The sequence below is a fragment of the Sporosarcina ureae genome, assembly GCF_002109325.1.
Taxonomy (GTDB): domain Bacteria; phylum Bacillota; class Bacilli; order Bacillales_A; family Planococcaceae; genus Sporosarcina; species Sporosarcina ureae_C.
Genome location: NZ_CP015348.1, coordinates 1,774,076 through 1,801,047, shown reverse-complemented (window position 1 = coordinate 1,801,047; position 26,972 = coordinate 1,774,076). Strand labels below are relative to the sequence as shown.

Genomic DNA, 26,972 nt, shown 5'->3' with positions numbered 1-26,972 from the left:
AAAAAAGCGGCACACCTCTAAATAGAGATGTACCGCTTTTACTTATTTCTTCAAATGATGTTTCTTGCCTGCCTGATCCGTCACAACTAGCTGCGTAGCCGTAACTTCCATGTCTTTCGCTAGTACATTTGAAACTTTACTAGTCTTCTTATCCAACAAATTATACTTATAAACACCTGTTTTATTGAAATAATACATTGTAGATAAATCATATGCTACTGATTTATTGTTTTGGCTGACTTGATTACTTTTCGAATTAGCCTCTACTTCATCGAATATCACACGAGCATCGAAGTTCAACAACGTTTTCTTGTTTTTGCCGTCCATAGTGACCGAATACAATGTCAACGGATCATCCATTGGCTTAGTAGGATCGAACTTGGAATCAAAAACACGATCCTTGTTCTTTTCAAGAGTATAGTAGATACGGTCATTCAAGATGAACATGTTACGAAACTTCTGGTCAAGTGGAATACTACCAATTGTGTAGCTCCAGTCATTCACGTTTAATTTTACTACATTGTAACCAGCAGGCATTTTACTACTTGCATTGATTAGGTTCCAATAGGGAATGAAGATTTCGTCATTATATAGAACCATCTGGTAACCGGACATTAAGAGCTCGCGATTTATACCGTTATCCGGCATTGTCGCACTATCCAAAATGGCTGAACGTGTTCCAGCCTTTTTGTTTTCTTTAAATAGCTTCGTAGACTCCTTGTCTTTGGCAATTGTATATAAGAAGCCATTCTGTTCAACTGTCTTTCCTTTAACACTAACATACGAATGGTAGTCTTTGAGTTTCATCGAGTCATCCAAAGCACGTACTAAAAATGCAGCAAATTGGGATCTTGTGACCGAGTCTGCAGGCATGTATTTACCTTCAGAACCGCCCGTAATTCCTTTTTTTGCAATTCCATTAATATCAGGGAATGACCAATGCGTTGGCGATACGTCAACAAATGTTGCTTGGTTGTCTGTGGGTATTTTAAACGAACGGCGTATAATCGCGGCCATGTGCGCGCGTGAAGTATCTTCACCAGGACGCATGAAACCATTGTCACCCTTCATAATTCCTTTTTCACTCACCGTTGCAAGGATCTGATAATATGCGGACTTTTTCGAGACGTCCTTAAACTGGACAGTAGGATTTTTCACCAGAGGAATTTTCAATGCTTTAATGAGCATGGAAGATGCCTGAGCGCGTGTAATAGGATCATTTGGCTTAAACGTGCCATCTGGAAAACCGCCTATAATATTACGGTCAGCTAGATACATAATTTCTGTTTTCGCCCAATGCTTATCTACGTCAGAGAACTGTGTGGCAGCCTGCGCATGAAATGGTGTTGCTGCAAAAACTAATAAAACTGCTAGCAACCCAACTAATTTATTCTTCATATAGGTAGACCTCCTTTTAAATACTCTATTCATTATACAGGATTATTAATGGGAAAATAAGGTCCTTTAACCATCAAAACCGACAAAAGAGAGAACTCTCTTGTCGTTTCATTGGCACTTACTTAGTGGCAATCTTGTATGTTTTCACTACTTCAATACAACCATTTACAGATTGTAACATGGAGCAATTCTTCTCTGTAAGCTCCATGATCCGTGGCATTTTTTCTTCGGTAATAGTTGATCCGGTGATTGTGAAATGAAGATGAATCTTCAATAGACGACTTGCATCATCTTGTGAACGTACGACTTCTTTCACTTCCACGGCGATATCATCTGCAGGCAGACGCATTTTATCAAGAATCTTTCGCATAACGCCACCACCGCAAGCGGCAATCGACGCGACCATCAGCTGGTATGGGCGAAACCCTTTTTCTTCATTGGATGAAATGTGTAAAGTACCAAATTCGGTTTCGGTGTCAAAACCGTGCTCTGTCATATGGAATTTCATGTGATCAGCTCCTTATGCAGTTAGTATACGTGGTTTTAGTGAGAAAACCAAAGAACGATAACTGAATGCTGTGTTTAATTTCGTCTAATCGTGGCAGACTGAAAGTAAGACGGAAAGGAGTGTTGAGACTTGAGTGAGAACAAACAGCCCCATAAAACACTAACAGATAAGAATAATGGCCTTTCATCCGCACAGGAAGTATTGTACGCCAAAGAGTATAAACGAGCAGATAAGGCTACCGAGCAAGATAACAAAAAGAAGTAAAAGAAAAAATAGTGAACTAGAGGTGCCCCAGTAGTTGTTGTCCAACTACTGGGGCTTTTCTCATGAAATTGCTATAACGTAATTATAGATTTCACTGTATAATAAGAGAAAATGCTTAGACAAAGAGAACGAGGACATAGAGATGAGAAAAATAAGATGGAAAAAGGTTGTCTTTTTACTAGTGGCTATCTTTATTGTATTTCAGATAGCAGGAAGTCTTTTCTTCTATGACTTGGCTATCAAGCGTGGACCGAAGGATTTTTTGACAGGCAATGCGGATTTGAAAGTATCCGCTGAGACCATGGAAGTTTTTTTAAATGGAGATTGGCTTGACTGGGTAGATCAACAGGAATTTGAAGAAATTCATATGACATCAAAAGATGATCTGGACTTGATGGGTTATTTCTTGCCGGCAAAAAAACCGACTAACAAATTGGTGATTTTAACACACGGTTATTTAGGGAACGCAAAACAGATGGGGTTGTATGGTCAATTTTATTATGAGGAACTTGGCTATAATATTTTCATGCCAAATGCTAGGGGACATGGAAAAAGCGGTGGTGACTATTACGGTTTCGGTTGGCCAGATCGTTTAGATTTGATTGATTGGACAAAGTTGCTCAGCGAAAAGCTGGGGGCGGATACAGAAGTGATCTATCATGGGTTATCGATGGGTGCGGCTACAGTTTTAATGGCGAGTGGTGAGCAACTTCCCGAACAAGTGAAAGCAATTATTGCAGATAGTCCGTATCAATCCGTTTATCAATTATTTGCCTATCAACTGGACAGAATGTTTCATTTACCTGCATTTCCATTACTCGATAATATGAGTTTGTTGACGAATGCTAGAGCGGGGTATTCACTAAAAGAAGCAGACGCGTTGAGTGCAGTTAAACGCGCGACTGTACCAATCCTGTACATTCATGGCAAGGCAGATACATTCGTGCCAACAGAAATGACAAAAGAACTTTATGAAGAGACAAAGAGTGATGCGGCATTATTTTTAGTGGATGACGCAAATCACGGTGAAGCGTTTGTGATGGATCAGGAAGTATATAAAATGAAAATAAAAACCTTTCTTGAAAAGTATTGAGTAACATTGAACCTACAGATTGACCTCTCTCATTAACCGTCTTATACTAATTTTACACAATAGGGGAAGCGGTATTCTTCTCATTAAAGGTCGTGGTACATTGGTAAAATCAACAGTAGAAAAACTTTGTAAACAGCATACTGAACTGACAGATCAAGACGTGAAAATTTTGGAGGAAATGGCGTTTAGCCTGCAGACGTATGCCGATTTGTCAGACTCCTATATGTTTATCGATTGCAAATTAAAACCAAGTAATCAGGCGATTGTTGTAGCGGAAGCTTTTCCAGTCGGTAGTACACCGCTATATAATAATTCGGTTGTTGGAAAGATTGTTTTTGAATCTTTTGAACCGGGTGTGTTTTATTCCTATCGCAATGGAAAGAAATCCATCATAAGACAAGCTATGACACAAGAAGGTATCGTAGTGGATCAGACCGTAGTGCCCATTAAGAATACAAATCATCAAGTGATTGGCGTACTTATCTCAGAGAAGCAGGTAGCGTCATCCACTTCAACAGATAATGCAAAGAGATTTTCGGTCATAACAGAAACAGCGGAGGACCAGATGACAAATTCAGGACTCGGCGTTGTTTCAGATTTACTGATGGAAATGCTTATTTTGACAGACGAAAGTAATCGGTTAGTCTATGCAAATCCTTCAGGCTTAAAACTAATTACGGAAATAAGTAACCAAGATGATGTGCTAAATCGTGATTTATTGGAATTATTACCTTTTTTACAAACAGTTTATACACAAGAAGATGATGTGTTCGTCTTTGAACTAACCATTGAGCGCAAAAACTTGATAGTGAAAAAGATAAGAATGCGTGAAAAAAATAAATCTCAAGAGACGTTATTAATTGTTCAAGATATTACCGAACTTCGCACAAAAGAAAAAGAGTTAATGATGAAATCGGTCGTAATCAAGGAAATACATCATCGCGTGAAAAACAATTTGCAAACAGTCGCAAGCCTTATAAGACTACAAATGCGTAGTGGAATGCCTGCGGAAAGTCGCTCCACTTTTGAAGAAACCCTTAATCGTATATATAGTATTTCATCGGTTTATGAAATTATTCTTACAAAGGAACATGCGGACGATGATGATGTAAATATCATAAATTTGACGAGAAAAATATGCTCAACCATGGTGCTAAATGAATATAATTTGAAAGTAGACTTGATTATTGAGCCGAATGGCAATAAAATAGTAACAACCTCTAAGAAAGCGGTTTCAATTGCGCTTATCATAAATGAGCTTATTCAAAACTCTTTAAAACATGCATTTCAAGGCAAAGAAGAGGGAATTATTGATGTGGAATTTACCGTAGATCAAGACTTTGTAGAACTTCACGTGTCCGACAACGGCGTTGGAATGAAGAATCCGCAAACATCACTTGGTACGGAAATCATCCACAATTTGGTGACCAATGACTTGAATGGTGAGTTTCTATATGTGCCCAGGGAAATCGGGACTCATGCAGTAGTCAACTTTCCAGTGGGTGCGGAGGTGGAAATTTTTGATGAGTAAACGAATCTTGATAGCCGAAGATGAATCGATCATTCGCATGGACCTAAAAATGACCTTGCAAGACCACGGCTATGAAGTAGTTGGAGAAGCGGGGGACGGAGACAGAGCGATTGAGATGGCCTTCTTGCATAAACCCGATTTGATTTTGATGGATATCAAAATGCCAAAGATGAATGGCCTGAAAGCAAGTCGCATCATTGGGGAACAGCTAGATATACCCATCCTCATTATAACCGCGTACAGCCAAAAGGAATTCGTAGAAAAAGCGCAACAAGATAATATAGTTGGCTATTTGGTCAAACCTATATCGGAATCTAATTTAATACCCGCTATTGAAGTAGCTCTTCACCAATCAAGTAAAGCCAAACGTCTGAAAAAAGACGTTCAACAGGCTAAGCAAGAAGTGGAAAAGCGAAAAGTCGTGGAGAAGGCAAAAGGCATTCTGATGAATATGGAACAATTAACGGAGCAACAAGCATTTAAAAAAATGCGTGATACGAGTATGTCACGGCAAATGACAATGGAGTCACTTGCCTTGGAAATTATAGATTCGCACAAGTAAATAGATCTAAGCAAAGACGCTTAAAGAGATACATTCTTTAAGCGTCTTTTTGTTTTAAATTTTCGCGGATTGGACATGAATTAAATCAAAGGGTGGTGTCTTGTTGGCTGGCGCGTAAGAAACAATATTACAATTAAATAGTAATAGGAGGAAACCTAAATGGAAATGATCGGTACAGTAATTGTATATATTATTATGGCCTGTGCAGTGGCAGGGGCATTTGCATCAATAAAGAATCCTGAAGAGGGATTAGGTAAAGAATTTATGTCTGGATTACACGCAGTAGGACATATCTTCGTTCCAGCAGCAGGAATCATGGCATCTATACCCTACTTAACATGGTTCATCAGTAAATTTATCGGACCGATCTTCAACTCAATCGGAGCAGATCCTGCAATTGCCGCAACTACTATACTGGCTTCGGATATGGGTGGTTATCAGTTAGCGGAAGCACTAAAAGTAACAAATGAAGGATGGATTATGGCGTTAATCGTCGGTTTCATGTCAGGAGCAACGATTGTTTTCTCTATTCCGATGGGACTTGCGATGCTTGATAAGCGAGATCATAAATACATGGCGCTTGGTATTATGTCGGGTGTTTTGACAATTCCGATTGGCGCATTTATTGCTTCTGTTTTAGTAGTAATATTCAACACGGACGTGCGTGATGTGATTAGCACGACAGCTACATCTAATTATGAATTTGCAATTAGTTATTTACAGATTTTCATCAATTTATTGCCATTATTAATTTTTGTAGTATTGATTGCGGTCGGACTGAAGTTCGTTCCTCGCATTATGATTAACGGTTTTATGATTTTTGGACGCGTGATGGACGCTGCCATTAAATTAGTGTTAGTGTTCTCTATCGTTGAAGTATTTACAGGTATTTTCACTAAGATATTTGGCGCGTGGGGCTTCGATCCAATTATGGCGGATGAAATAGACCAATTCCGTGCACTTGAAACAGCGGGATACATTGGTATTATGCTAGCGGGTGCGTTCCCGATGATTTATTTGATTAGAAAGTATATGGGCAAACCTTTAGAATCTGCTGGGAAAAAAATTGGACTTTCACCTGAAGGAAGTGCGGGTTTACTTGCGACTGTTGCGAATATCTTGGCGATGTTCTCATTGGTTCGTTACATGAGACCAAAAGACAAAGTCGTTAATATCGCATTCGCAGTTTGTGCGGCGTTCTTGTTGGGTGATCACTTATCGTTCACAGCGAACTTCCAGCCAAATATTATTTTACCGGTTATACTAGGTAAATTGAGTGCGGGTATCATCGCAATTATTATTGCGTACAAGCTTTCTGTTCCAACGGCATTAAAGCTGGAGAAGCAAGACCGTGAAGCTGGAATTATTAAAAAGGGCGAGTACGAAAATGAAAACGTTGAACCAGAAGCTCCTGCTGCTAAAGCATAAAACTATATAGGGAGTGTGTATAATGAGCGAAGAAAAGAAAAGGTTTATACAGGAATTCGTTCCGGGAAAACAGCTTACACTCAGTCATTTGATCGCTAATCCCGATCCCGATATGTTTCAGAAGTTAGGTATACAGGAAGCGGGTGCTTTAGGTATCCTTACATGTACACCGAGTGAAACGGTCATTATCGCAGGAGACTTGGCAACGAAAGCGGCTAATGTCCGCATTGGATTCCTCGATCGATTTACAGGCAGTCTGGTTATTGTGGGCAGTGTCTCGGAAGTGGAGATGGCAATGCTTGAGATCAACCGGTTTTTATCCGAAAAGTTGAACTATACGCCAGCGGAAATTACAAAATCATAAGGAGTGAGGATGATGCGAAACAAGGCGATGCTAGTCGGTGCGGTACGAGCGGGGAAGTCTACATTGACAAATGCTTTATTGGGCCGAAAAGTAGAAGCTTTCAAAACGCAGACGCTCAATTATTATGATTGGATTGTTGATACGCCGGGAGAGTATTCGGAAAATCCGATGTTCTATAAAAACATCATGGCCACTGCACTTGAAGTGACACATGTACTGTACTTGCAGGATGCAACAAGTGAGAAACTTATATTCCCGCCAGGTTTCAGCATGGGTATCCCGAAACTTCCGATTGGTGTCATTACCAAGTGTGATCTACCTGAAGCTGACCTAGAGCGTTCACTCGACATGCTAAAAACCGTTATGAACCAAGGGCCCATCGTCATGGTTTCATCCGTAACAGGCATGGGGGTCGAACATTTGAAAGAATTAACAAAGCTAAACAACCTCACTGCAATGCAACAATACGTAGAATCATCAGCCGATCCACACTTGATCTATCTCGGGTAATCTTCTTTACAGTCAGTAAGGAATTTGATATAGTAAATTGTATACAAGTGAATAAAAACGGCAAAGGTGCCTTTACATCCCGTGGGAAAATCCATGGGTTTGTAAAGGCGCCTTTTTTATATCAAAAGATCGAAACGACCCAAGGGGCTGGCGTCGGAAACTAGTTGCAATCAAAAGTGCAGGACGCCGTCGAGCACCGACAGGCGTTGAAATCTATAATCAGGAAGGGGTGTGGGAGTGAGCAATTTCAATAAGCACGAAACTATCATTAGTGCAGGCATTGATATTGGCACAAGCACGACGAAACTGATTATCAGTCGATTTTCGCTACGTAACGTGGCAGGCGCAACGCATGTGCCAAGAATAGAAATCACAAACAAAGAAATACTCTATAAAAGCCCTGTATTCCGGACGCCATTGCAAGACGCAGTGACGATCGATGTAGCGGGCGTCCAACAAATTATCCGCTCTGAATACGACAAAGCAGGAATTCAGCCTTCGCAGATTGAAACGGGTGCTGTTATTATCACCGGTGAAACCGCTACCAAGCGGAATGCCAGTGAAATGTTACATCAGTTGTCTAACGAAGCGGGCGATTTCCTCGTAGCAACTGCAGGACCTGATCTAGAAGGCATCATTGCGGCTAAAGGTTCAGGCAGCTATGAATCGTCCGGAAAAAGCGGGCAGGTCATCGCCAATATAGACATTGGTGGAGGAACAGCCAATATTGCAGTATTCAAGGATAAGCAGCTCCTTGGCACATGTACGATGCACATTGGAGGTAGATTAATCGAATTTGAAGGCGGCAAAGTACGTACCATCTCACCACCAGTCGAACGATTACTGCGAGAGCAAGGTTACACATTGCAAGTAGGGGATCCGCAAAATTCTTCAGCCGTAACATTTGTAACGACGTATATGGCGGAAGCAATGGGGCGAATCTTAAAAAAAGAAGTTCACGCACAAGATCAAGTACTACTACTCGGTCATGAACCGAATTGGTCGCCGGCAGTCGATACAATCGTCTTTTCAGGTGGAATTTCGGAATGCATGTATCATCATGAATCCGGTGAAGTACAAGAAGCACAATACGATGATATAGGTGTTCAGCTTGCGGAAGCCTTGTTGCGTAACACTTCACTACAGCATTTCACTTGGCAGGAGCCGATAGAAACTGTACGTGCAACCGTATTAGGTGCAGGAACCCAGACGACTGAAATTAGTGGAGCCACCATTCAAGTTGCACCGCATGAATTACCATTAAAAAATATTCCGATTCATCAATATGATTTTAAAGAAGATTTAGCAACAGGTTTAGCCCATTTTGAAGACGCAGTGAGGCAGGCGGTTACTTTATATGACTCAGCCAAAGAAGGGCAAAACTTCGCGCTCTACTTATGCAATCTGCCCTATCTTGGGTTTCGGGATGTGCAGAAGCTTGCAAAAGCAGTTGTCCAAATCATGAATCAGCGGCCACGTCCTGAACAGCCCATTATATTGGTGATCCAATCAGATCACGCCAAGGTGATTGGCCAGACACTCGCGGCATTACAAGTGAAACAAAGCATTATTTGTATAGATCAAATCAATGTGGAAACAGGCGATTACATCGATATCGGAAAAGCACTCACTTCAGGTGTAGTACCGGTTGTCGTAAAAACCTTAACTTTCCACACAACGTAAAGGAGGTCTCGTACGTGAATTTATCCACTACATTAGGCGGCGAACGATATGTGTTCCACGACTTAAAAGAAGTGCTAGCGAAAGCGAATGAAGAGAAATCCGGTGATCGCCTTGCAGGAATTGCGGCAGAAACCGTCCAGGAACGAATCGCTGCGAAAACAGTTGTCAGTGAGTTGCTAGTAAGCGATATCCGCAATAATCCACTCATTCCGATTGAAAGCGATGAAGTGTCACTTATTATCGAAAACGATATTAACGAGAAGGTTTACGGTGGAATCCAGAATTGGAGTATCGCAGAACTACGTGAATATATATTAAGTAATGAAGTAGGCGACCGCGAATTAAAGCGTCTCAGTAGAGGATTGACTTCTGAAGTCATCGCCGCGGTTACGAAATTGATGTCCAACTTGGACTTAGTGCACGCAGCAAATAAAATCGAAATTCTATCTACATGCAATATTACAATTGGCCAAAAAGGTACATTGTCTTCACGTTTGCAGCCGAACCACCCGACTGACAATATCGATGGAATTCTTACATCATTGAAAGAAGGCTTGTCTTACGGTATTGGTGATGCGGTGATTGGGATCAATCCTGTAGATGATTCTGTAGAAAGCGTAAAGCGTGTACTGAATGCAACGAAGGATTTCATAGATGAGTGGGAAATCCCTACGCAAAACTGTGTACTTGCACACGTTACAACGCAAATGAAAGCGATTGAACAAGGTGCTCCTGCCGACATGATTTTCCAAAGTATCGCAGGAACTGAAAAAGCTCATCGTTCATTCGGTATTTCAGCAGAGCTAATAGCAGAAGCGAAAGACTTGTCATTGAAAATGGGTACAGGCACTGGTCCACAAACGTTGTACTTTGAAACAGGACAAGGTTCGGAATTATCCGCCGAAGCACATTACGGTGTAGATCAAGTGACAATGGAAGCGCGTAACTACGGTTTTGCACGACATTACGATCCATATATCGTCAACACGGTGGTTGGATTTATTGGGCCTGAGTACTTGTACAACAGTAAACAAGTTATTCGTGCAGGACTTGAAGATCACTTCATGGGCAAGCTACACGGACTGCCGATGGGTGTAGATATTTGCTATACGAACCATATTAAAGCGGATCAAAATGATATTGAAGATTTAAGTATCTTATTATCGGCAGCAGGTGTGAATTTCATCATCGCAGCACCGATGGGTGATGACGTTATGCTGAATTACCAGTCCATGAGCTACCATGACGTGGCAACGGTTCTTCAGACGATGGGCAAAACGCCAGCACCTGAATATTTAAAATGGCTTGAAAAGATGGGGATTTATGAAAATGGCATGCTAAGCAAACGTGCCGGAGATCTCACACTCTTCAATCGATAGGAGGTGGATGAACTTGAATGAAGAACTGATTCAGCAAATCACAAAAATGGTCGTAGAGAAGCTAGAAGCTGCAAGCGGCAATCAAACGGTACAACGGAATTCCGACGAGCAAAAGGTAGAGTTGTTTTCACAACAGCCTATTGGACATTTGAACGCAGAAACTGTGAAAAAGTCACCTAGTGGATTGGTGACATTCCATAGTACAGCGGAAGAGCCAAAGCGGAATATCGCTACGGTAAAACCAAAGCCAACGACGGCATACGGTAATCCGAAACCGAAGGTAGAACCTGAAGCAGAGCCTGTAGAAGATAAATGGGCAGAGTATCGCAAGAAAACTCCGGCTAGAGTAGGAGTTGGACGCGCAGGTTCACGTCCGAAAACGAAGACATGGTTACAGTTTCGACTAGATCACGCGGCGGCAGTCGATGCGGTCTACGGTGAAGTGCCGGACGACTTGCTTGAGCAGCTAGGATTATTCCAAGTGCAATCCAAAGTGGTGGATAAAGAAGAATATATTCGACGTCCGGATCTTGGTAGAAAACTTTCAGATGAAGCGAAGTCTGTTATTCAAGAACGCTGTAAAAAGTCCCCTGTCGTACAGATCGTTGCGTCAAATGGTCTAAGTGCGAAAGCGATTGAAGAAAATCTGGAAGATGTCTACTTGTCACTGGAACAATCGTTAAACAACTTGAATATCGAAATGGGAACAACATTTTACGTTGACAAAGGCCGAGTTGCTGTGATGGATGATATCGGTGAGTTATTGCAACCGGATGTAGTAGTCATGCTGATCGGTGAACGTCCTGGTCTAGTATCTGCGGAATCACTAAGTGCTTACATGTGCTACAAACCAAGGCACGGTACGATTGAAGCAGATCGTATGGTCATTTCCAATATCCATAAAGGGGGAATTCCACCTGTTGAAGCGGGTGCATTCCTCGGTACGATCATTCAGAAAATCTTAAAATACGAAGCGAGTGGTGTATCGCTTGTTCAAAAAGAAGGTTGAGGAAGGGGGAGGACGAATGAAAATCCACGCGGACATCTTGTCGATGCAAGTCATTCCAAACGTTAGTCCTGAGCTGGCTGAGAAGTTTGATCTGAAGCCCTATCAACGCAGTCTTGGGTTGGTGACGACGACAATTGATGACATTGGTTATACAGCAATTGATGCAGCTACGAAGCATAGCGACGTGGAAGTGGTCTACGCGAAAAGTTTTTACGCAGGTGCTGCACATTCTTCCGGACCGCTGTCTGGTGAGTTTATCGGAATCATTGCTGGACCGTCACCGGAAGAAGTGAAAAGTGGTCTTGATTCGATTCGTATCACTATAGAGCATGAAGCGTATTTCGAAGCAATCAATGGAAATCCGGATCATGCGTTATATGCGCATACCATTTCTAGCTGTGGTAGTTACTTGGCTGACATGGCTAACATACCAGTTGGCCAATCAATCGCATACTTGATTGCACCACCTATTGAAGCAATTATCGGTTTGGATGCGGCCTTAAAAGCTGCAGATGTCACATTATGTGAACTCTATGCACCTCCCTCCGAAACAAACTTCGGTGGCGGTCTGCTCACGGGTAGTCAATCTTCTTGTGAAGCAGCAGCTGACGCGTTCCGTGAAGCCGTACAGAACATGGCGGATCATCCGTTAAGTTATTGATAGAGAAGCATGTAGAAAGGAGTGTTTTGATTTGGTTCAACTAGTGGATAAGGATTTATTGGCTTTGCAGCAAATGCGCTTGGCTGTTCAAACTGCAAAAGAAGCACAAGAGAAATTCATGGGCTATACGCAACAGCAAGTTGACAAAATAGTTAAAGCTGTAGCGGATGCCGCTTTTGAACAATCCGGCCGTCTAGCGCAATTAGCGGTAGATGAAACAGGTATGGGAGTAGCAGCCCATAAGAAGATCAAGAATGAAGTGGGTTCACGTGATGTCTATGAAAGCATCAAAGATTTGAAAACAGTGGGTGTTATCAAAGAAGATCATTTGAATAAAGTAGTGGAAATCGCTGCCCCGTTTGGTGTTGTAGCGGCAATCATTCCAACGACTAATCCAACGTCAACAGCGTTCTTCAAAACATTGATTTCATTGAAGACACGAAATTCCATTGTTGTGAGTCCACATCCTTATGCAGTGGAGTGTACACATGAAGCGTTAAAAGTATGTGATGCAGCAGCTGTTGCGGCAGGTGCTCCAGAAGGTTTAATCCAGTGTTTGACGTTGGCTTCAATGGAGGCAACACAGCAATTGATGTCCCATAAAGACGTCAATCTAATCATTGCAACAGGTGGTAGTGCACTAGTTAAAGCGGCATACAGCTCTGGAAAACCGGCTTATGGTGTAGGTCCTGGTAATGTCCCCGTTTATATCGAACGTTCTGCGAAGATAGAGAAAGCGGTAAAATATATTGTCGACAGTAAATCATTCGATTACGGTACGATTTGTGCAACGGAGCAAGCGATTGTCGTTGATAAGCATGTTGTAGACTTAGTTACACGTGAATTGAAGAAAAATGGCGCATACATTTTATCCGATGAAGAGAAGAAGATCATGGAAGGTGTCATCTCGCCGGTACCCGGCAAAGTGAATCCTAAAGTGGTCGGCAAGAGTCCACAGTTCATTGCCAAAATGGCTGGTATTTCTTTACCGGAAGGCACTCGCTTGATTATCGGGATGGAAACAAAGGTTGGAAAAAACATTCCGTTTTCATTGGAGAAATTATCACCGATCTTTGCGATGTATATTGTCGATGGTGTGAAGCATTCGAAAGAAGTATGCCTCGACTTGCTGAATCTTGGAGGACGTGGGCACAGCTTGGCGATTCACACGGAAATTGATGCAGTTGCACGTGAATTCGCCATGGAAATGCCTGTATCACGTATCTTAGTCAACACGATGGCTTCCATTGGTGCAGTGGGTGGAACGACAGGCTTGATGCCGTCGCTCACGTTAGGATGCGGAACTTTCGGTGGCAATATCACATCGGACAATGTTACAGCTAAGCACTTGCTAAACATTAAGCGAATGGCATACGGTACAAAAGAAGTTCAATTGCCGAAGCATTCAGAGCCTGTTGAAAGCTCAAATGATCAGCTTGTATCTAGTGTAATGAACAACGTTACAGCAGCAACAAACAGCAAGGTCGATCCGGCATTAGTGCAAAGTTTAGTCAGTGAAATCGTTAAACAACTTACAAAATAAAACATTATTAGGAGGAAACAATTATGAACAGAGAAGGTACAGCATTAGGAATGGTAGAAACTAAAGGGTTAATCGGTGCAATCGAGGCAGCAGACGCAATGGTGAAAGCAGCGAGTGTAAACTTAGTTGGTAAAGTACATGTTGGCGGCGGAATTGTAACTGTCATGGTACGTGGCGATGTAGGCGCAGTAAAAGCGGCAACAGACGCAGGCGCGGCTTCTGCACAACGCGTAGGCGAATTGCTTTCTGTTCACGTAATTCCAAGACCACATAATGAATTAGAAATGATGTTACCAAAAAGCGAATAATCACTGCTGACACAGTAGAAAGGCGTGAACTAAATGAATCAGCAATTGATTGAGCAAATTGTCGGAGAGATTCTTGGACAACTGGGAAAATCCCCCGTTCAATTGCCGGAACGAGCGGTGCCCATTGCGGTTTCCGCCCGTCACGCACATTTACAGCCTGAACATGTGGAAGTATTGTTTGGCGCAGGGTATGAATTGACACAACGGTCCGAGCTATCGCAGCCGGGCCAATTCGCCGCCAATGAAACGGTGATGATTGCGGGACCTAAAAGTAGCATTGAACGTGTGCGGATTTTAGGTCCTGTCCGAAAAGCGACTCAAGTTGAGGTCAGCTTTACGGATGCCATGAAGCTCGGCGTCAAGCCCCCACTTCGGGAATCCGGCAATATTGAAGGATCCGCACCGATTACATTAATTGGACCAAAGGGTAGTGTGCATATAGACCAAGGTCTGATTATCGCACAGTCACATATCCACATGGCTCCCACGGACGCTTCACGCTTTGGCGTGGTAGATGGGGAGTACGTGACGGTCGAAGCAGATGGAATCCGTCCTATTGCATTCCGCAATGTGCGGATACGGGTGAATGAACGCTATCGTCTTGAAATGCATATCGATACGGATGAAGCCAATGGTGGTTTCATTACACAAGGGTCGATTGGCCGTCTAGTGAAACCGAATGACGCAAATAATACGACAGTAGGACAAGTTGCGGGAGTAACAGAAACCGTTATAACGCCTGAACCAGTAAGTGTGCCACAGTCATTTGAATTTACTAAAAGACTATTGTCAGCTGAAGATATCGCTTTGATTTCTGAGCGGGAGATTTTAGTGAATAAAGGCACGATTGTTACAGCACTTGCAAGAGATACAGCACGGGAACTCGGTAAAACGATAACCAATAGAAAGTAGAAAAAGGTGATTACGCATGCGAATGGGTAGAGTAATTGGTAATGTGTGGGCAACCCGCAAAGAAGATGGACTATCAGGGCTTAAACTGCTGATCATCCAGCCGATTGATGCACACGGCAATAGTATACAGTCGCATATGGTCGCGGCAGATCGAATCGGGGCAGGAGTCGGCGACGAGGTACTTATTACGAGTGGCGGTTCCTCACGCTTCATTTTACCGAAAGAAAACCCGATCCCAATCGACGCGGTCATTATCGGTATTATCGATTCAACAGAAGTAAAGAGAGGTGATATACATGAGTCAAGCGATCGGAATGATTGAAACAAAAGGATTGATTGGATCGATTGAAGCAGCAGATGCTATGGTGAAAGCATCTAACGTGGAATTGGTATCACAAGAGATGGTCGATGGTGGAATTGTCACGGTCATCGTTCAAGGTGATGTCGGAGCAGTACAGGCAGCTGTCGATGCAGGTCGCGACGCAGCAGCGCGTGTTGGCGAGTTACTAGGTGCACATGTGATACCGCGTCCCGATGATTCAGTATACGGCATGGTGAAACCCTTAGTGTCGCCCACTCCAGAAATTCCGCAAATAAAGAAGTCTGCAGAGGCTAAGAAGGCACCGAAGAAAGACTGACGGTTGCTTATTAGCATATTTTCCATAATGAAATCTATAGAAAGGAGTGGTTTCCATGGCTTTCAAACGACATAAAATAGCAGTCATAGGAGCTGGCCACACCGGCTCAACCGTAGCATTGATGGCAGCGCAGAGGGAATTAGGCGATATCGTGTTGGTTGATATTCCAGACCTCTCCAATCCGACTAAAGGTAAAGCGTTAGATCTTCTTCAGACAAGTCCTGTGCAACAATTCAATTCCCGTATTACGGGTACATCCAATTATGAGGAGATTGAAGGCGCTGCAATGGTCATCATTACAGCAGGCGTTGCGCGTAAACCAGGTATGAGTCGTGATGATCTAGTGACAACGAATGCTAAGATTATGCGTTCCGTTTCCGAACAAGTGAAGCGTTATGCGCCAGACAGCACTGTGTTGATTTTAAGTAATCCGGTAGATGCGATGACGTATGTATGTTACAAAACAACAGGCTTTCCTAAAAACCGTGTAATTGGACAATCGGGTGTACTTGATACGGCGCGTTTCAATACCTTCGTTTCTGAAGAATTGAATATTTCTGTAGAAGATATTTCGGGCTTTGTACTAGGTGGACACGGAGATGATATGGTTCCACTTGTGCGTTATTCATATGCTGGCGGCATTCCGTTGGATAAAATTATCTCGAGCGAAAGACTAGAAGCAATTGTCGAACGCACTCGAAAAGGCGGTGGCGAGATCGTCTCTTTGCTAGGTAATGGCAGCGCGTATTATGCACCAGCAGCAGCTTTGGTGGAGATGGCTGAAGCGATAATTAAAGATAAAAAACGTATCATGCCATCCATTGCGTACTTAGAGGGCGAATACGGCTATCAAAACATCTATTTAGGTGTGCCAACTGTTTTGGGAGGTAATGGTATCGAGAGTGTAATTGAACTTCCATTAACAGAAGAAGAACAAACTGCGCTCGATCATTCAGCAGACTCTGTCAAAGCAGTCATCGCGATTTGCGAAAAGCAACTGTCTTAACCACTACAAATCTCTCTAAGTCGTAATCAGGACTTAGGGGGATATTTTTATATGTTGGGAAGTTCTCTTAGTCATTGAATGAGTGGGAAGTCATGCATATGCATTTAATAACTAACAAAAGTTAATGAAAAATGACAATTATAGTTTACTTTTATTTATGGAAATGATACAATAAACAGAATTCATTGAATTAAAAAACATGCGTTTAGTACACGCACCTGGGAATATATGTGAATTCATTTCTTCTTGCTTTCTAAATGTAAGCGCTTCCAATTAGCCTTTTATCAATAAAAGCGAAGAAAGTGTTCTTTTATTTCCTAACAAGACATATACTATGAAAAATACAAAATCCAGGAGGTAATTTTTATGAAAAACAATAACTATCAAAACAATTCAGCGTTACCAGAGCAAAATGAGACATACTATTTGATCACAGACTACACGGAGAATGGTTTCATCCATGGAATCACTTGGGAAGAAGCATATGTCCAAGGATTGGCGGAGTGCGGCTGTCTATGCGAACAACAACTAATGTAAGTAATGAAGAAAGCTCAATACAGGGTGCCTAGCAAAAAACGATTGTGGATGTGATCCCAGTGGTTTTATGCATAGGCACCCTGTTTAATTTTGTCTTCGTACATACCCAAAACAAACGCTACCACCCTCTACGATATCCATGATAAAATGAATGTAATCAAATACATGAGTTTGCACGATATATAGGTACCTATCGAGGTGTAAAAGGGAATCCGTAAACCGGAGCTGTCCCCGCAACTGTATACACGGACGACTGCCAAATCAGCCACTATGGAGACATGGGAAGGCGTGGTGGAAGGATGAAGTGGAGCCAGGAGACCTGCCTACGTATCGTCAAAGCTACACTTTCTTCGGGGGTTGAGAGGTGGGGGCAAAAAGGTCTCTCCTATCCATGCGTGTTCATGGGTTATGTTTGAGCTGCCTATTTTTGTTTCCTCATTCACAACTATTGCAATCATCTTGCCGAAGGGGCGGAATGATTGTTTTTTGTTGTTTACGAAAGGAGACGGCGATATGAGAAATCTTCAACAAACAGATGAACGAACGCATCAACATGCATTACTCCATGTATTATACAATCAAGCAGAACAACTACGTGGCAAGCCGATTTACCAAGGCTTTCATCAATTGGTTCGTAAGCTAATGCAGGATGGATTATATGGACAATGGATCCATAGCTATTCGGCAAATGAAATTAAGTGGTTAGGTTTGCAGATTAAAGCTGAACGGGATCAACTATTGTCGATTGAGCAACTTCAACAATATATGAGTGAGTTTATAACGTCTGATTACTCAGATCAGCGTATTGGGTTACCACAGGAACGACTTATGCTCATTGCAATGGCTGCTATGCAGAATGAAGAGATAGCTCGTCTGAAGAAAGTGCATGACGCCTATTGGATTCTTAGTCAAGGTTATATCACCTTGCCTGACGATGTCATGACGTTCTTTGGCAAGACATTTCATCAACGACATGCCAAAGTACCACCCCATACGATGCACCTAACAGATAGTAGGATACCCGCCTTTTTATCCAGCAAAGTAAAGGAGAAGCATATATTCGTCCCGGATCAGTTCATGGAACAGGTAAAGGCGTGCGGTTCTTGGCTTTTATTTGACCGTTCTCCTCATCAAGTTTCAACACACTCTCTAGTGAAGAAAAAGGTCTCTGCGATAGGTTTGATGAAGCAGTTGCTAGCTAGTGAAGGGGTTGTCTTGCATTTTAGCCAAGTTGTACATGCTAGGGCTGACGCATTGGATTCTCACATTCAACTAGATCGAGTCGTACAAAGAACAGATTTGGCAAGTGTTTGTACTATACTTATACGTTTGCTGAGTGGTATTGAAGATGTGTGGAATTACAGTTGTAGAATTAAAGTGGCGGGGTGGGAAGCGACAATAGCTCATCAACGAATTGGTTTACATTCGGAAGCTGCAGTGGATTATATTGAAAAAGCATCGAATGAAATAAATTCGCATCTAGAGACGGCTGCTTTTCAAAGTGGAAAAAAGATTCCTTTGCGTAAAGCGTCAGACGTGATGAACCGGTCCGCGTACCCAGCGACAAAGCATCAACAATTCTCAATGATTGATCGAGTAATGGCTGAACAACGTTATACCGATCTAGGCGGCTCTGTCACATTGGAAAAGTCCCTTCTTATCGAAACGGCTGAATTGTCCCAGTTGCTCATGAAAGCGTGGAGCTGTGGGGTTCTAGAAGTTCAGCTTGTCTAACTCTCCTCTGTTGTAGTGAAAACTGAAGTGGCGTAAGATATGAGTAACTAGCAGTTTTCAGCCGAGGTGAGACAGATGTTTCAATTTGATAAATTAGGACATGAAATCGTAACGGAGTTATCTAACTTGATACAACAACAGGTGATTTTAACTGATCGCCGGGGCTTCATTCAAGCGAGCACAGAACCTGGCCGGATCAATCAGTTCCATGAAGGAGCTTTATTGAGCATGCGTCAAAAATCTGTGCTGCGCATGGGAGAGAAAGAAGCAGGGCATCTGCACGGTGTTCGTGAGGGAATCGTGTTACCTATCATTATTGAAGGGGAACCGATTGCCGTGCTTGGTGTTACGGGTAATCCTGACGTGATCCATCCCCAAGCCCAACTAATTTTACGGGTAGTAGAGCTCTTTATACAAGATTCGTTAAAGCGTAAGCAAAAGGATGAAAGAGTTCGTGATGTAGAATTTTTCGTTTTTGATTGGTTGACTGGTACTAAAAAAGATGAACGGTTCGTGGAAAGAGGAACACTACTTGGAATCGACGTGACGCATTACCATCAAGTAGCAGTTCTTGAAGTGTTGGATTTGCTAGAACAGTTTTCGGTTGAGGAAATGGAGATATTCGCTTCGATTCAAAATATCCATTCATCCATGAAGATGATTCGCTGGGCGCAGAATAAAATTTTGTTGCTGTTGCCTGAAATGAATCAGGACACGTTAAAAAGTGAGTTGGAATTTCTTTTGTTGCATATCAAACGACGTAAAAAGGTACGAGTCGTTGCGGGTATAGGTGCACCGGTGCGATACTTCGATTTAGCGAAGTCCTTTGCACAGGCAGAGCGTGCGGTAAGCGCTGCTAAGGTGTCGGGTGATATTGTCTTTGAGCATGAGTTAAAGCTAGAGATTGTTTTGCAGAGCATTCCGGACGCGGTCAAGAAAGATTTTCTGAAGCGCACGGTTGCGCCGCTTGCAGATCATGAGGACTTGCTGAATAATCTAGCGGTGTGGTTCGAGGAGAATCAGTCGATGCAGAATACGGCGCAGCGTTTACATATACATAAGAATACGTTGTCCTATCGTTTGCAAAAGGTCGAGCAGTTAACGGGATTGTCCGTCTCCAGTACACATGATGTGTTTCTGTTGTACTTGGCATTGAGTTTGTTGGATGGACAAGTGCCTGGTAAGGAATGAAATAATAGTTTCAAATGGTGAGGATGGCAAGGGTGTTGGGGGAGGGGATTTCCGTTCCGAGCGGACGCTTTCCTGCGGGCATGGCTTGAGCCTCCTCGCTTCGCTGTGGGGTCTCAAGACTCATGCTATTCCCGCGGGAGTCGCCGCTCTGCACTCCAATCCCTAACTTGTAAGTGAAATACACTTATTGTTGTGCATTGAAGTTAGGATTGTAATCGATATTGAGCTTTTGTACTTGAACTTAAATAAGTTAAGACAAAATAATCACTCATAAACTACCTACAGTGAGTGATCTAAGTACCTGCACTATCAACGTAGGATGGAAGCGGAAGTTGGTGGCGACTCCCGATGGCTCACCGCAGGCCCATGGGAAAGCGTCCGCCAGCTGGAGCTTTCATCCGATCATACTCACAAACTCACTTACTATTCCTAAGTTTTTGCTTTTTAATACGAGTGGCAAGGAGAAGGATTTCGTTTTGAAAAGAATTACACATGTACTTAAAAACACAGCAGCTTCGAAATGGGTTGTGTACTCCATCCTGGCTATTTGTTTTGTTTCTTCTATCCTACTCGTCAATAACAACCACTCCTTTTACGATCGTACCATCGCCCAAGTGACGAAAAATGAAGTGGTCGAGACAACCGATGTGACCGATATGCATGGGAACGAAGATACGCTCTTTACCCAGAAGCTTGAGGCCTATGTCAAGAACGGTAAAGAAAAAGGCAAGACGATATTGTTGAACAACGAATATTCCTCTTCAGGTGCCTATGATCAGCAATATAACGTAGGTAACGAACTGTTTGTCTCTATCGATTCTACGATGGGAAATGAACTGGTAGGCAGTATCACGGACGTGAAACGCGATAAATATGTACTAATTGTAGCCTGGATTTTTGTCTTCGTATTATTGATCGTCGGCCATAAGCAAGGATTGCTTGCGATTGTTAGTTTTGCCATCAATGTGATGATATTGTCACTCGCTTTGGACATCTATGTAAAATATTATGACGTCAGTTTATTGGTCGTCTGTGGGATTTGTATTTTGTTATTCACTGCCATTTCGCTTCTGCTAGTCAGTGGGCGCAGTGAAAAGACCTACGCCGCAATAGCAGCTACGTTGATTGCGACGGTAGTATCACTCTCCATTGTATCCTTCGTCATTTGGATCACAGCAGGAGATGGTCTGCGCTATGAAGAAATGCAGTTTTTGACGCGACCTTATCACACTATATTCATGGCTGGATTATTCATTGGATCGCTGGGCGCCATTATGGATGTGGCGATTACGATGTCTTCCTCTTTGTTTGCGCTGTATGAGAGAGATCGGACAATATCTGTGAAAGCGCTGAGGAAGTCGGGCATTGATATAGGCAAGGACATAATGGGGACCATCACAAGTATTTTATTCTTTGCATATATCAGTGGTTCGATTCCGATGCTAATTCTTTATTTGAAAAATGCCTCGCCAGTAGGGTTTGCGCTTTCGATGAACTTGTCGCTCGAGTTAGCCCGTGCGTTGGCTGGAGGAATCGGGATTGTGTTGACGATTCCGATTGGCCTATACATTACAATATTCTTCATTGAGCGAAAGAGGGCGAGAGCATGAATGTATTAGTATGGCTCGCGATTATTTTACTCGTCTTAATGGTGTGGGTTGGTGGAAAGAGTGGAGTCAGATCATTCTTTTCATTATTTTTAAACTTTGGCGTAGTCTTCTTCACAATGTTTTTTATGCTTGATCCGAATACGAATCCAATTGTCATTACGTTCATTGCAAGTAGTGTAATTGGATGCATCAGCCTTTTTTATATTAATGAAGTAAATAGTAAAACGGTGCTAGCGTTCATTTCTACGATGATTACAATCAGCATCTTATTATTTTTCATTGTATTTGTTTCACAGAAACTGATGATTCAAGGGTTCGGCGAAGAGGGGGAGGAAGCGATTGCTGGGTTGTCACTTTATATTGGAGTGGACTTCGTGAAAATTGGAGCATCGGTCATTATTATGAGTACGATCGGTGCAATCATGGACGTTGCGATTTCCATTGCCTCAACTGTGCATGAAGTTTTCAAGCATACGCCTACCCTCAGCAAGAGAGAGTTATTCAAGTCAGGTGTCAGTATTGGGCGCGATATCCTCGGAACGGATACGAATACTTTATTCTTCGCGTTCTTTGGAGGATACTTGGCGCTACTTATTTGGTTTAAGGATTTACACTATTCAATTGGTGATATCATCAACTCGAAAATATTCAGTTCTGAAATGATTTTAATACTTTGTGCAGGTCTTGGGATTGCGTTAGTCATTCCCATTGCTTCTTGGATGAATGCATATTATTTAGTGCGTACTAGAGAAAAAATTGAAAAGATGTGAGAAGAGGGGAGCTACCGTTAGCTCCTCTTTTTTTATATATATTTACACGAAAGTAGAGAACTTCCACTTTATTAGTAGAACAGGTTCTTATAAAACCCCTATAACATATAATTTGGATGTTATCACAACATTCAAGTGGTTTATGTGTATGAACATTGTGCTAAAGTCTATATGAAATAAATTATTAGACTATTACAATTATAGTCACTAATCAAACGTTTCGAATAGATAATTTACTTTCTTTGTTTTCACATCATGTAATCTATTGTTCGTTGATAAAAAACTGGGGGTAAGGACAAATGAGAATGAAGAAAAAGAGTGTACTAGGAGCAATCGGCTTATCTGCCATGCTGATGCTGGCGGCTTGTTCATCGGATAAGGAAGAATCCAAGGACAGTGGCGGAGACGCGGAAGCAAAATCATACGACCTGAAAATGTCTGTCACAGTAAATGATTCATCCACTTGGTATCAGGCGGCGGACAAGTTAGCGCAAGACTTAAAAGAACAAACGGATGGTCGTATCAACATTGAAGTATTCCCGAACGAGCAATTATCAAACGGTGATCAAGGTAAAGGTGTCGAGCTTTTAACAAAAGGACAAACTGACCTAAGTCTTCACTCGACGATTATCTACTCAATCTTGGATGATCGGTTTGGTGTAGCAAGTGCGCCATTCCTATTTAAAGACAAGGATGGAGTAGATAAAGTATTCGATGGGGCAGGAGGAGAAGCAATCGCAGAAATACTCAATGAAAAGAACGTTGAATTACTTGGTTTCGGAGAGAACGGTTTCCGACAGATTACGAATAGTAAAAAAGAAATTAAATCACCAGCAGATATGAAAGGCTTGAAAGTGCGTATTCCAGGAATCACAATGTACACGGATCTTTACCGTGCTTTAGGCGCTGATCCGACTACAATGGCATTCTCGGAAGTCTTTACATCACTTCAACAAGGAACAATCGACGGTCAAGAAAACCCAATCGACGTAATCCACTCGTCTAAGCTAAATGAGGTGCAGGATTACTTGACGACTTGGAACTATTCGTATGACCCGCTAGTACTCGGAATTAATAAGAAGTTATTTGATTCCATGAGTGATGAAGATCAGGAGCTTGTGAAGAAGTTAGGTAAAGAAGCAGCAGAATTCCAAGTGGAAATGGCACGTGAAAAAGAAGAGAAGCAAATCGCTGAATTGAAGGATGCGGGAATGCAATTCTACGCACCGACAGATGAAGACCTAGCTGAGTTTACAGAAGCAGTACAACCGGTTTACGAAAAGTATGAAGATATTTGGGGTAAAGATTTGCTAGACAAGTTCCAAGATCAATAAGGACTGGAGGGTGGATGTATGGGAAAAATATTCAATAGATTAGAAGAATGGATTGTCGTAATTGTACTGTCCATCATGTCCACCATCGCATTCGTCAATGTGCTATCCAGAGGGTTTGCCAACTATTCATTTTCTTTCACGGAAGAAATTACAGTCAATTTGTTCGTTATGTTAACATTTGTCGGAACAGCCATTGGTGTGCGCAAGTATGCACACCTTGGCTTTACTTTGATTTATGACAAAGGTAATTTGCTGTTAAAGAATATTATTACGATTTTGGTTGGATTGATGATGGTGCTATTATTTTTTATTCTTTTATATTACGGTGTGAAGATGGTGCAATATCAGATGGAAATGGGACAGAAGACGCCTTCACTTGGTTGGCCGCAATGGTGGTTCTCCATGTCGATGCCAATTGGTGCGCTGTTTTGTTTGATCCGTTCCATTCAAGTAACTATTACTGAATTCCGTCAGCAAAATGGGAAGGGAGAGCAGCCAGTATGACAGCGATTATATTATTCGGCGTATTTTTCCTTCTAGTTATGCTTCGTATGCCAATTGCTGTAGCCTTGGCAATCTCCTCCATCGTGGTGCTATTTACGGGCAGTGGATTGTTCGGTTTGGAATTGGTTGCGGACATTATGTATACGAGTGTAGCAAAGTTCACATTGCTCGCCATTCCGTTTTTCATCTTGGCAGGTGTCATTATGGAGCATGCGGGCATTTCGAAGCGACTGATTGATTTTGCGCAAGCATTAGTAGGTCATCGCAAAGGTGGAATTATCTTTGTAACGGTTATGACAGCTATATTTTTTGCAGCAATATCGGGATCAGGCCCTGCTACCGTTGCAGCTATCGGGGGTATTTTGATTCCAGGGATGGTTAAGAACGGTTATAAAACAGAAACAGCGGCTGGACTTGTTGCGAGTTCAGGTGCGATTGGTATTATCATTCCGCCAAGTATTGCTTTTATTGTCTTTGCCGTAGTGGCGGGCGATCAGATTCCGGTATCAATTGGACGTATGTTTATGGCAGGAGTGATTCCCGGTTTACTACTCGGTGTTGGATTTATTGTCGCGGCTATGTTCGTTAGACATCGACAGGAAAAGCGTGAAGGTCCAATATCGGAACAGTACATAATGCAACCAGCAACAAGTGCTGAACGTTTTAAAGCCTTCGGTAAAGCGATCTGGGGCTTATTAATTCCCGTTATTATTTTAGGTGGTATTTACGGTGGGTTCTTTACGCCGACAGAAGCAGCGGTAGTAGCCGTATTTTATAGTTTGTTCATCGGATTCTTCATTCATCGTGAACTAACATTGAAAAAGCTGTATGACATTTTAGTAGCTGCGGGTATTCAGACGGCAGTCGTGATGTTCATCGTCAGTGCAGCGAGTGTGTATGCATACATCATCACAACAGAGCAAATTGCCACACAGATTTCCGATGTGATGCTAAATATTTCAAGCAATAAAATCATTATCTTATTATTGATCAATATTATTTTATTAATTGCGGGCATGTTCATTGATGCCATATCTGCATACTATATTTTCATTCCGATCTTGTTACCAATTGTACTGTTGTTCGATGTGGATCCGACAGTGTTCGGTGTCTTCATGACAGTCAACTTGGCGATTGGGCTTTTCACACCACCAGTCGGTCTCAATTTATTTGTAGCCGCCGGTATATCAAATACTTCCATAGGACAAATATCAAGAGGGGTCTTTCCTTTCGTTGTCTCCTCGGTCATTATCCTATTACTCATTACGTATATACCGCAGATTTCCACATTTTTGCCGGACTTATTAAACATCAAGTAGGTTGGGAGGGGTGCTTGTGAAACTGAAAGGGCAGACGGCAATCGTCACAGGGGCTGCTAGTGGCATTGGCGCCCAAACGGCTCTCCTACTTTCACAGGAAGGTGCCAATGTCGTTTTGGTAGATTCGACGAGCTGCGCACAGACGTTGCAAGCAATTCAAACGAACAGAGGCAAAGCGGTGTATTTGGAATGTTTAGGAGAAGTGCATGACGTAGAGTTTGTGAATGCAGTAGTCGCGAAAGCGTCAGATGTATTTGGGGAATTGCATGTATTAGTGAATAATGTGTGCATATGCAGTACTCGTAATGAAAACAAGCCTAGCCTTGATCAATGGGAGCTTGAGGCAGACAGCAATGCACAAGCTACTGCGTTATTTATTCACGCTGTGTCACAGTACATGATTGAACAGCAGTATGGACGCATTATCAATATTAGTTCTGTTTCAAGTTGTACTAATGAACAAACGTTTAAGGCTTCTAAAAACTCAATTCGTACACTGACGAAGCAAGTAGCTAAAGAACTGAGTGAGTCCAGAATTACATGTAATTCAGTTGCACCTGTATGCACGGCAAATTTAGATGAAGCGACAATCAATCAAACGGGCACAGCGATTAGCATCGCGCAAGCCGTTCTGTACTTCGCCTCATCGGAATCCAGTTATACGACAGGACAAATCTTAAAAGTGGATGGAGGGTATTGTATTGAACCACCAAATTCAAGCGGTGTATGACGAGAAATCGAATCGAATCATCGGTCGTTTGAAGAAGGACATCGATTTGTTTGAAGGAATTCTTGCGGTATGTGCGCAATATGGCGTGGAGGCGGCTCAATTTCAGTGTATCGGCTCGCTCGCGTACGCAACGATTGTGCAACCACAGCAAAATCCCGATAAAAGCTTACAGTATTCTGAACGCATCGTAACCAACACGCCTGTCGAACTGCTTTCAGGTACAGGCTTTATTGGCTTCGACGAAGAGGGGAAGCTGGATATCCACTTTCACGGACTATATGTAGATTGTGATAAACAACTAAATGGTGGTCATTTTCTCAGAGGTGAAAACCCTGTAGCGATTACAGTGGAATTTATTATATTCCCAGTGGCAGATACAGATGTTCAACGGAAGCCGGATAATTTTTCGGGCATTCCACTATTCCACTTTACAAATAAGGAGTGAT

The 26,972-nt window shown here is 42.3% G+C and carries 29 protein-coding genes and 1 riboswitch; of the genes, 27 read left to right on the top strand and 2 right to left on the bottom strand.

The window, feature by feature from the left end; all coding sequences use genetic code 11:
* Window positions 1-42 precede the first annotated feature (42 nt).
* Together SporoP32a_RS09025 and SporoP32a_RS09020 are read right to left on the bottom strand one after the other, a co-directional pair.
* Window positions 43-1,398 (bottom strand): S-layer homology domain-containing protein, encoded by a 1,356-nt coding sequence (locus SporoP32a_RS09025; RefSeq protein WP_158232646.1) that lies wholly within the window; start codon window positions 1,396-1,398, stop codon window positions 43-45.
* Between the two features lie 118 nt (window positions 1,399-1,516).
* A complete protein-coding gene (locus tag SporoP32a_RS09020) occupies window positions 1,517-1,906 on the bottom strand; it encodes an OsmC family protein (protein WP_085427592.1) in 390 nt (129 codons plus the stop codon).
* 129 nt (window positions 1,907-2,035) lie between these two features.
* On the opposite strand from SporoP32a_RS09020, the gene SporoP32a_RS09015 reads away from it, so the two are divergent.
* The 27 genes from SporoP32a_RS09015 to SporoP32a_RS08890 all read left to right on the top strand — a co-directional run bounded on the left by SporoP32a_RS09015 (window position 2,036) and on the right by SporoP32a_RS08890 (window position 26,971).
* Window positions 2,036-2,170 carry a YfhE family protein gene (locus SporoP32a_RS09015; protein WP_085132148.1) on the top strand — a complete coding sequence of 45 codons (135 nt, stop codon included), beginning with the start codon at window positions 2,036-2,038 and terminating at the stop codon, window positions 2,168-2,170.
* 142 nt (window positions 2,171-2,312) lie between these two features.
* The gene (locus SporoP32a_RS09010) at window positions 2,313-3,263 is read left to right on the top strand and encodes an alpha/beta hydrolase (RefSeq protein WP_198166138.1); all 951 of its coding nucleotides are present in this window, start codon (window positions 2,313-2,315) and stop codon (window positions 3,261-3,263) included.
* A gap of 100 nt (window positions 3,264-3,363) precedes the next feature.
* The gene (locus SporoP32a_RS09005) at window positions 3,364-4,794 is read left to right on the top strand and encodes a sensor histidine kinase (RefSeq protein ID WP_099624889.1); all 1,431 of its coding nucleotides are present in this window, start codon (window positions 3,364-3,366) and stop codon (window positions 4,792-4,794) included.
* Entirely contained in the window at window positions 4,787-5,356 is a 570-nt protein-coding gene (locus SporoP32a_RS09000; protein ID WP_085427590.1) for an ANTAR domain-containing response regulator, read from the top strand. The genes SporoP32a_RS09005 and SporoP32a_RS09000 overlap by 8 nt, the downstream gene beginning before the upstream one ends.
* A gap of 159 nt (window positions 5,357-5,515) precedes the next feature.
* Entirely contained in the window at window positions 5,516-6,784 is a 1,269-nt protein-coding gene (eutH, locus tag SporoP32a_RS08995; protein ID WP_085427589.1) for an ethanolamine utilization protein EutH, read from the top strand.
* 22 nt (window positions 6,785-6,806) lie between these two features.
* Window positions 6,807-7,148 carry an ethanolamine utilization microcompartment protein EutS gene (gene eutS, locus SporoP32a_RS08990; protein WP_085427588.1) on the top strand — a complete coding sequence of 114 codons (342 nt, stop codon included), beginning with the start codon at window positions 6,807-6,809 and terminating at the stop codon, window positions 7,146-7,148.
* Window positions 7,149-7,160: 12 nt separating this feature from the next.
* On the top strand, window positions 7,161-7,658 hold the full coding sequence (locus SporoP32a_RS08985; RefSeq protein WP_085427587.1) for a EutP/PduV family microcompartment system protein: 498 nt from the start codon (window positions 7,161-7,163) through the stop codon (window positions 7,656-7,658).
* A gap of 237 nt (window positions 7,659-7,895) precedes the next feature.
* On the top strand, window positions 7,896-9,341 hold the full coding sequence (locus SporoP32a_RS08980; RefSeq protein ID WP_085427586.1) for an ethanolamine ammonia-lyase reactivating factor EutA: 1,446 nt from the start codon (window positions 7,896-7,898) through the stop codon (window positions 9,339-9,341).
* Window positions 9,342-9,355: 14 nt separating this feature from the next.
* Window positions 9,356-10,720: an ethanolamine ammonia-lyase subunit EutB gene (locus SporoP32a_RS08975; protein WP_085427585.1), complete on the top strand. Its 1,365-nt coding sequence runs from the start codon at window positions 9,356-9,358 to the stop codon at window positions 10,718-10,720.
* 7 nt (window positions 10,721-10,727) lie between these two features.
* Complete coding sequence (eutC, locus tag SporoP32a_RS08970) at window positions 10,728-11,729, top strand: ethanolamine ammonia-lyase subunit EutC (protein WP_420542295.1); 1,002 nt, start codon at window positions 10,728-10,730, stop codon at window positions 11,727-11,729.
* Between the two features lie 16 nt (window positions 11,730-11,745).
* A complete protein-coding gene (eutL, locus tag SporoP32a_RS08965; protein ID WP_085427583.1) occupies window positions 11,746-12,390 on the top strand; it encodes an ethanolamine utilization microcompartment protein EutL in 645 nt (214 codons plus the stop codon).
* Window positions 12,391-12,463: 73 nt separating this feature from the next.
* Window positions 12,464-13,933 carry an aldehyde dehydrogenase family protein gene (locus tag SporoP32a_RS08960; RefSeq protein ID WP_232319639.1) on the top strand — a complete coding sequence of 490 codons (1,470 nt, stop codon included), beginning with the start codon at window positions 12,464-12,466 and terminating at the stop codon, window positions 13,931-13,933.
* A 23-nt stretch (window positions 13,934-13,956) separates the two neighbouring features.
* On the top strand, window positions 13,957-14,241 hold the full coding sequence (locus tag SporoP32a_RS08955) for a BMC domain-containing protein (RefSeq protein WP_085132129.1): 285 nt from the start codon (window positions 13,957-13,959) through the stop codon (window positions 14,239-14,241).
* A 33-nt stretch (window positions 14,242-14,274) separates the two neighbouring features.
* Window positions 14,275-15,153: a phosphate propanoyltransferase gene (pduL, locus tag SporoP32a_RS08950; protein ID WP_085427581.1), complete on the top strand. Its 879-nt coding sequence runs from the start codon at window positions 14,275-14,277 to the stop codon at window positions 15,151-15,153.
* A gap of 16 nt (window positions 15,154-15,169) precedes the next feature.
* Window positions 15,170-15,475: a EutN/CcmL family microcompartment protein gene (locus SporoP32a_RS08945; protein WP_085427580.1), complete on the top strand. Its 306-nt coding sequence runs from the start codon at window positions 15,170-15,172 to the stop codon at window positions 15,473-15,475.
* Window positions 15,450-15,791, top strand: coding sequence for a BMC domain-containing protein (locus SporoP32a_RS08940; RefSeq protein ID WP_085427579.1), 342 nt, complete (start codon window positions 15,450-15,452; stop codon window positions 15,789-15,791). The genes SporoP32a_RS08945 and SporoP32a_RS08940 overlap by 26 nt, the downstream gene beginning before the upstream one ends.
* Window positions 15,792-15,846: 55 nt before the next feature.
* Window positions 15,847-16,797 carry a malate dehydrogenase gene (mdh, locus tag SporoP32a_RS08935; RefSeq protein WP_085427578.1) on the top strand — a complete coding sequence of 317 codons (951 nt, stop codon included), beginning with the start codon at window positions 15,847-15,849 and terminating at the stop codon, window positions 16,795-16,797.
* 366 nt (window positions 16,798-17,163) lie between these two features.
* Window positions 17,164-17,334 (top strand): hypothetical protein, encoded by a 171-nt coding sequence (locus SporoP32a_RS16795; protein WP_157129955.1) that lies wholly within the window; start codon window positions 17,164-17,166, stop codon window positions 17,332-17,334.
* A 167-nt stretch (window positions 17,335-17,501) separates the two neighbouring features.
* A riboswitch (cobalamin riboswitch) is annotated at window positions 17,502-17,676 on the top strand.
* 171 nt (window positions 17,677-17,847) lie between these two features.
* Window positions 17,848-19,068 carry a hypothetical protein gene (locus tag SporoP32a_RS08930; protein ID WP_085427577.1) on the top strand — a complete coding sequence of 407 codons (1,221 nt, stop codon included), beginning with the start codon at window positions 17,848-17,850 and terminating at the stop codon, window positions 19,066-19,068.
* Window positions 19,069-19,143: 75 nt separating this feature from the next.
* Window positions 19,144-20,259: a CdaR family transcriptional regulator gene (locus tag SporoP32a_RS08925; RefSeq protein ID WP_085427576.1), complete on the top strand. Its 1,116-nt coding sequence runs from the start codon at window positions 19,144-19,146 to the stop codon at window positions 20,257-20,259.
* Window positions 20,260-20,735: 476 nt separating this feature from the next.
* Window positions 20,736-21,869, top strand: coding sequence for a YibE/F family protein (locus SporoP32a_RS08920; RefSeq protein ID WP_085427575.1), 1,134 nt, complete (start codon window positions 20,736-20,738; stop codon window positions 21,867-21,869).
* On the top strand, window positions 21,866-22,639 hold the full coding sequence (locus SporoP32a_RS08915; RefSeq protein ID WP_085427574.1) for a YibE/F family protein: 774 nt from the start codon (window positions 21,866-21,868) through the stop codon (window positions 22,637-22,639). Before SporoP32a_RS08920 ends, SporoP32a_RS08915 begins: the two co-directional genes overlap by 4 nt.
* Before the next feature lie 299 nt (window positions 22,640-22,938).
* Window positions 22,939-23,973 (top strand): DctP family TRAP transporter solute-binding subunit, encoded by a 1,035-nt coding sequence (locus SporoP32a_RS08910; protein ID WP_085427573.1) that lies wholly within the window; start codon window positions 22,939-22,941, stop codon window positions 23,971-23,973.
* 18 nt (window positions 23,974-23,991) lie between these two features.
* Window positions 23,992-24,477, top strand: a complete 486-nt coding sequence (locus tag SporoP32a_RS08905; protein ID WP_085427572.1) for a TRAP transporter small permease — start codon at window positions 23,992-23,994, stop codon at window positions 24,475-24,477.
* On the top strand, window positions 24,474-25,796 hold the full coding sequence (locus tag SporoP32a_RS08900; RefSeq protein ID WP_085427571.1) for a TRAP transporter large permease: 1,323 nt from the start codon (window positions 24,474-24,476) through the stop codon (window positions 25,794-25,796). The genes SporoP32a_RS08905 and SporoP32a_RS08900 overlap by 4 nt, the downstream gene beginning before the upstream one ends.
* 16 nt (window positions 25,797-25,812) lie before the next feature.
* A complete protein-coding gene (locus SporoP32a_RS08895) occupies window positions 25,813-26,526 on the top strand; it encodes an SDR family NAD(P)-dependent oxidoreductase (protein WP_232319501.1) in 714 nt (237 codons plus the stop codon).
* Entirely contained in the window at window positions 26,498-26,971 is a 474-nt protein-coding gene (locus SporoP32a_RS08890; RefSeq protein WP_085427569.1) for a PPC domain-containing DNA-binding protein, read from the top strand. The genes SporoP32a_RS08895 and SporoP32a_RS08890 overlap by 29 nt, the downstream gene beginning before the upstream one ends.
* Window position 26,972: the final 1 nt, after the last annotated feature.